The 3,091-nt window shown below is 71.9% G+C and carries 6 protein-coding genes; 3 read left to right on the top strand and 3 right to left on the bottom strand.

The features are described 5' to 3' along the window. Together DCW30_RS13095 and DCW30_RS13090 are read left to right on the top strand one after the other, a co-directional pair. Positions 1-692: acyl-CoA carboxylase subunit beta (locus DCW30_RS13095; RefSeq protein ID WP_277820331.1), on the top strand; the 692-nt coding region annotated here is incomplete at its 5' end. 36 nt (positions 693-728) lie between these two features. Next, on the top strand, positions 729-923 hold the full coding sequence (locus DCW30_RS13090; protein ID WP_198503700.1) for an acyl-CoA carboxylase subunit epsilon: 195 nt from the start codon (positions 729-731) through the stop codon (positions 921-923). Positions 924-981: 58 nt separating this feature from the next. Here the strand turns inward: DCW30_RS13090 and DCW30_RS13085 are convergent, their stop codons facing one another. Continuing rightward, positions 982-1,857, bottom strand: a complete 876-nt coding sequence (locus tag DCW30_RS13085) for a LysR family transcriptional regulator (RefSeq protein ID WP_076684326.1) — start codon at positions 1,855-1,857, stop codon at positions 982-984. Between the two features lie 101 nt (positions 1,858-1,958). Between DCW30_RS13085 and DCW30_RS13080 the strand changes: the two genes are divergently transcribed. Continuing rightward, positions 1,959-2,348: a tautomerase family protein gene (locus tag DCW30_RS13080; protein WP_076684325.1), complete on the top strand. Its 390-nt coding sequence runs from the start codon at positions 1,959-1,961 to the stop codon at positions 2,346-2,348. Between the two features lie 61 nt (positions 2,349-2,409). On the opposite strand, the gene DCW30_RS13075 is transcribed toward DCW30_RS13080, so the two are convergent. Beyond that, positions 2,410-2,994 carry a GTP-binding protein gene (locus tag DCW30_RS13075; RefSeq protein ID WP_030361923.1) on the bottom strand — a complete coding sequence of 195 codons (585 nt, stop codon included), beginning with the start codon at positions 2,992-2,994 and terminating at the stop codon, positions 2,410-2,412. Then, positions 2,975-3,091: DUF742 domain-containing protein (locus tag DCW30_RS13070; RefSeq protein ID WP_129299895.1), on the bottom strand; the 117-nt coding region annotated here is incomplete at its 5' end. The genes DCW30_RS13075 and DCW30_RS13070, both read right to left, overlap by 20 nt.

Raw genomic sequence — 3,091 nt, 5'->3', positions numbered from 1 at the left:
AGGTGATCGAGGAGATCGTCGACGACGGTGACTACCTGGAGGTCCACGAGCGCTGGGCGCGGAACATCATCTGCGCGCTGGCCCGGCTGGACGGCAAGGTCGTCGGCATCGTGGCGAACCAGCCGCAGGCCCTGGCCGGCGTCCTGGACATCGAGGCCTCCGAGAAGGCGGCCCGCTTCGTCCAGATGTGCGACGCGTTCAACATCCCGATCGTGACGCTCCTGGACGTCCCCGGCTTCCTGCCGGGCGTCGACCAGGAACACGGCGGCATCATCCGCCACGGCGCGAAGCTCCTCTACGCCTACTGCAACGCCACGGTCCCCCGTATCTCCCTGATCCTGCGCAAGGCGTACGGCGGCGCGTACATCGTCATGGACAGCCAGTCCATCGGCGCCGACCTCACCTACGCCTGGCCCACCAACGAGATCGCCGTCATGGGCGCGGAAGGCGCGGCCAACGTCATCTTCCGCCGCCAGATCGCCGCGGCGGAAGACCCCGAAGCCATGCGCGCCCGCATGGTCAAGGAGTACAAGGCCGAGCTGATGCACCCCTACTACGCCGCCGAACGCGGCCTGGTGGACGACGTCATCGACCCGGCGGAGACCCGCGAGGTCCTGATCAACTCCCTGGCCATGCTCCGCAACAAGCACGCCGACCTGCCCTCGCGCAAGCACGGCAACCCGCCGCAGTAATCCTGCGCCGCAGTACCCACAAGGAGAACGCTGCAGATGACTCCCCCCGACATCCGAGTGGAAAAGGGCCACGCCGAGCCCGAAGAGGTCGCCGCCATCACCGCGATCCTGCTGGCCCGCGCCGCCGCGCAGCCCACCGCCCCGGCTCCCCGCCGAGGCCGCGACAAGGCCGGCTGGCGCCGCCTGGAGCGCACCCCGGGCTTCCGCGCCCCGCACAGCTGGCAGGGCTGACCCCCCGCACCGCCGAACGCCGGACGGCTCCTCTCGGAGCCCGTCCGGCGTTCGTCGTCTACGGCTCCGTCGCCCACTGCCGCGCGGCGGCCGACTCCGCGAGGACCCGCACCGCGGGGAGCCAGGGGCGGTCTCGCGGGCCGCTCAGGGCCAGTCGCCGTGACGCCGGGGGAGTGACCGGCAGCAGGACGAGGTCGGGCGGCACCAGCGGGCGGGACGCCTCCGTCAGGACAGTGACGCCGAGGCCGGCTTGCACCATGCTGATCAGGGTGGCCAGGTCACGCACCCGGTGCGTGGGAGTGACGCGGGCCCCCGCGAGGCGGTGGAGCTCGCGCAGCCGCGTCTCGCAGCCGCCCGGCGAGACCAGGAACGGGTCGTCCTCCAGGTCACGCACATCAACGGCCGCCTCGCCCGCCAGCGGATGGTCACGGGGGAGCAGCGCCCGGTAGCGGTCCTCGACGAGCGGCACGCCGGTGCCCGGCGGCGGGTCGACCAGGACGGCGGCGTCGGCCGTCCCGTCCTCCAGCCAGGCCGCGATCTCGGCGCTGTCGCCCTCGAAGACCCGGACGGTGACGTTCGGCTGCCCCGCGCGCCAGTGCCGCAGCAGCCCGGGAACCAGCCCCCGGCAGACCGTCGGGGTCGCCGCGAGCCGCACGGTCCCCGCGAGGGCTCCCGCGGCTTCGGCGGCGACGGCCTCCAGGGAGCGCACCGCCGAGAGCGCGGTGCGCGCGTACGGCACGAGACGTTCGCCCAGCGCCGTGGCGCGCGCGGGGCTGGAGCGGATCAGGAGCGGGGCGGCCAGTTCGCGTTCGAGCGAGGCGACGGCGTGCGACACCGCGGACTGGCTCATCCCGAGCTCATCGGCGGCCGCCCCGAAGCCACCGGTGTCGACGACCGCGAGGAACGCCCTGAGCTGCGGAAGGTTCACGGTCATGCGGCTGCCTCATACCTCGTTGAACACGATGCGTTGGCACCGCGGCGTCGCTCACGGCGAGGCTCTTGCCCCGGAGAGAACCGACCACACCGAGGAGAGCCATGCCGCACATCAGGGTCACCGTCACCGGACCCAGCCTCCCCGCCCCTGTCCGCCGCACCCTCGCCCAGGGTCTGACCCGCCTCGCGGTCTCGGCCCTCGGCAAGTCGGGCGCGCGGACCACCGTCCATCTCGATCTGCCGTCGGCCGACTGCTACTTCGTGGACGGCACACCTCTCGCCGACGGCGTCCGCGACGCGCATGTCGAGGTCAGCGTCACCGCGGGCACGAACAGTGCCGAGGAGAAGGCCGCCTTCATCGCCGGGGCCGCCGAGCTGCTGGCGGACCTCGTCGGGCCGCCGGCCCGGGGCGGTGTCGCCCTGCACGAGCTGCACCCCGAAAGCTACGGCTACCAGGGCGTGACCCAGTTCGCGTACTACCGCCAAAACTGACGGGAGCCCGCACGCCGAGGCGTGCGGGCCCTAGTCCGCGTACGGGAAAGAGAGCGGCGCGTTACCGCAGCCGCGCCATCAGCGCGTGCTCGACCAAGGTGATCAGCGCGCTCTTGGCGTCCGCGCGGTGGCGGGCGTCCGTGGTGATGATGGGAGTGTCCGGGCCGATCTGGAGTGCTTCGCGGACCTCGTCGGGGGTATACGGCTGGTGGCCGTCGAAGCCGTTGAGGGCGATCACGAAGGGGAGGCCCGAATTCTCGAAGTAGTCGACCGCGGGGAAGCAGTCGGCGAGGCGGCGGGTGTCGACGAGGACGACCGCGCCGATCGCGCCGCGGACCAGGTCGTCCCACATGAACCAGAAGCGGTCCTGGCCCGGCGTGCCGAAGAGGTACAGGATCAGGTCCTGGTCCAGGGTGATGCGGCCGAAGTCCATGGCCACCGTCGTGGTGGTCTTGTCCCCGGTGTGGGTGAGGTCGTCGATGCCCGCGGACGCGGACGTCATGACGGCCTCGGTGCGCAGCGGGTTGATCTCAGAGACCGCCCCGACGAACGTGGTCTTGCCCACGCCGAAGCCGCCCGCCACCACGATTTTCGCGCTGGTGGTGGAGCGGGCTGTTGCTCCGCCGCTAGAGCTTGCGAAGTCCACTGAGCACCCTTTCGAGCAGTGTCACGTCTGGCTGGCCGCCGGCGGACTCGTCGCCGCCGGGCTGGTGGATGGCGACAAGTCCGGCCTCCGCCAGGTC

Origin of the sequence: Streptomyces alfalfae (assembly GCF_004127445.1) — a bacterium.
Taxonomy (GTDB): Bacteria; Actinomycetota; Actinomycetes; order Streptomycetales; family Streptomycetaceae; genus Streptomyces; species Streptomyces alfalfae.
This window is presented reverse-complemented; position numbering and strand designations above follow the sequence as displayed.